Annotated in this window: 3 protein-coding genes and 1 pseudogene; all 4 read left to right on the plus strand. The window is 74.0% G+C overall.

The features are described 5' to 3' along the window. Positions 1-485 (plus strand): annotated as a pseudogene (locus C1J00_RS42765) (ATP-binding protein); the annotation flags it as partial. After that, positions 482-904 (plus strand): roadblock/LC7 domain-containing protein, encoded by a 423-nt coding sequence (locus tag C1J00_RS42770; protein WP_102914160.1) that lies wholly within the window; start codon positions 482-484, stop codon positions 902-904. The pseudogene C1J00_RS42765 and the gene C1J00_RS42770, both read left to right, overlap by 4 nt. After that, on the plus strand, positions 901-1263 hold the full coding sequence (locus tag C1J00_RS42775; protein WP_102914161.1) for a DUF742 domain-containing protein: 363 nt from the start codon (positions 901-903) through the stop codon (positions 1261-1263). Before C1J00_RS42770 ends, C1J00_RS42775 begins: the two co-directional genes overlap by 4 nt. After that, positions 1235-1833, plus strand: a 599-nt coding sequence (locus tag C1J00_RS42780; protein ID WP_102914162.1) for a GTP-binding protein, incomplete at its 3' end; no start/stop codon positions are given. The genes C1J00_RS42775 and C1J00_RS42780, both read left to right, overlap by 29 nt.

Genomic DNA, 1833 nt, shown 5'->3' on the forward strand with positions numbered 1-1833 from the left:
CGCCGCACCCGCCCGAATCCACCCCGGCCGGTACCTCTGACGGCTCCGACGACTCCAACGACTCGGACGGCTCCGAGCCCGCCGTCGCATCGCGCGGGCCCCGGCCGCTTCCCGCCACCGCAAGCCACGATCACGATCACGGCTACGGCTACGGCAAGGAGCAGGACGCGGGCGTCCCGGCCCCCGGTCACCACGGCCCGCGGGAGAGCGGCGGCCTCCCCCAGCGGCGCCGTCGGGGCCGTGCCACGGCCTCGGCCGGCCCCGCCGCAGCCGAAGGCACACCGCAACGCCGCCCCCGCAGCCCCGAGGAGTCCGCCGCAGCCCTCGGCGCCCTCCAGTCGGGCACCGAGGCGGCGCGGACCGCCGCCGGGTCGAACACCGGCCCCGTCCCAGCCGTATCTGAGGGTGCCACGGCCGCGACCACGGCCGGCTCGGCGTCCGAGGGTGCCGACAGCAACGACGACGAAGGGGGAACGGCCAGATGACCAGCCGCGCGGCGGGGGACACGGCATGGGTGCTCGAACCGGTCCTGGAGGTGCCGCACGTCGTGGCCGCCGTCCTGCTCACCCGGGACGGACTCGTCACCGGCTACACCGACGCGCTGTCCCGGCCGTCGGCCGAGCGGGTCGCGGCGATCACCAGCACCGTCCAGGGCGCCTGCCGTACCGCGGCGGCGGCGTTCGCCGACACCGACCGGGCCGAGATCCGGCAGGTCGTCATCGAATCGGACCACGGCTATGTGCTCATCGTGCCGACGGACCACGGCACCTGTGTCGCCGCGTACGGCGATCCCGAGGTACGACTGGACCTGCTCGCCCACCGGGTGCACTCGCAGGTGGCGCGGCTGGGCGAGAAGGCCATGGCCGCCGGGCCCCGAGGTGCCGACGGCGACACGCCGGCATGACGGGCCGCCGAGGCGGCCGTCCCCTGGTTCCCGCGTACCTGTCGACCGGCGGGGTGGCGCGGCCCAGCCGTGCCCATCTGGAGCGGCTGTCGGTCCTCACCGGCAGAGGTGAGCCGGCCCCCGCGGACCTGCCCGCCGCACAGGCGGCCCTGCTGGAGGAGCTGGGGTACGGGTCGCTGACGGTGCTGGAGGCCGCGGCCCTGCTGCGCCTTCCGGTCTCCGCGGTGCTCGTGCTGGCCGCCGATCTCCTCGACCGCGACCTGGTACTGGCCCGTGCGCCGATCCCGCCCGCCCGGCGCTTCGACCCCGACCTGCTGAAGAGAGTGGCCGATGGCCTCCGCGACCTCAAGCACCGTTGACGCCCGTCCCGGCGGTGCGGACGTCCATCTCCCCGACACCGCCCAGGACTTGGTGAAGATCCTGATCACCGGGCCTTTCGGGGTGGGCAAGACCACCCTGATCCGGTCGGTCTCCGAGATCCGCCCGCTGCACACGGAAGAGCAGCTCACCGAGGCGTCCGCGCAGGTCGACGATCTCTCCGGCGTACGGGACAAGTCGACCACCACGGTCGCCATCGACTTCGGCCGGATCAGCCTGCCGGGCGGTGTCGTGCTGTACCTGTTCGGCACGCCCGGCCAGGAGCGGTTCCGGCCTCTGTGGGACGACATCGCCTATGGGGCGCTCGGCGCGCTCGTGCTGGTCGACGCCCGCCGGATCGACGCCTCGTTCGACGTGCTGGGCCTGGTGGAGGAGACCGGACTGCCGTACGCGGTCGCCATCAACACCTTCCCGGACGCACCCCGCCACCACACGCCCGGGCAGTTGCGCGCCGCCCTGGACCTGGAGCCCACGACCCCGATGGTGATCTGCGACGCGCGGGAGGCGGACTCGTCGGTCGACGCCCTGCTCACGCTTGTGCAGCACCTGAT

The organism is Streptomyces cahuitamycinicus, from assembly GCF_002891435.1.
Classification (GTDB): domain Bacteria; phylum Actinomycetota; class Actinomycetes; order Streptomycetales; family Streptomycetaceae; genus Streptomyces; species Streptomyces cahuitamycinicus.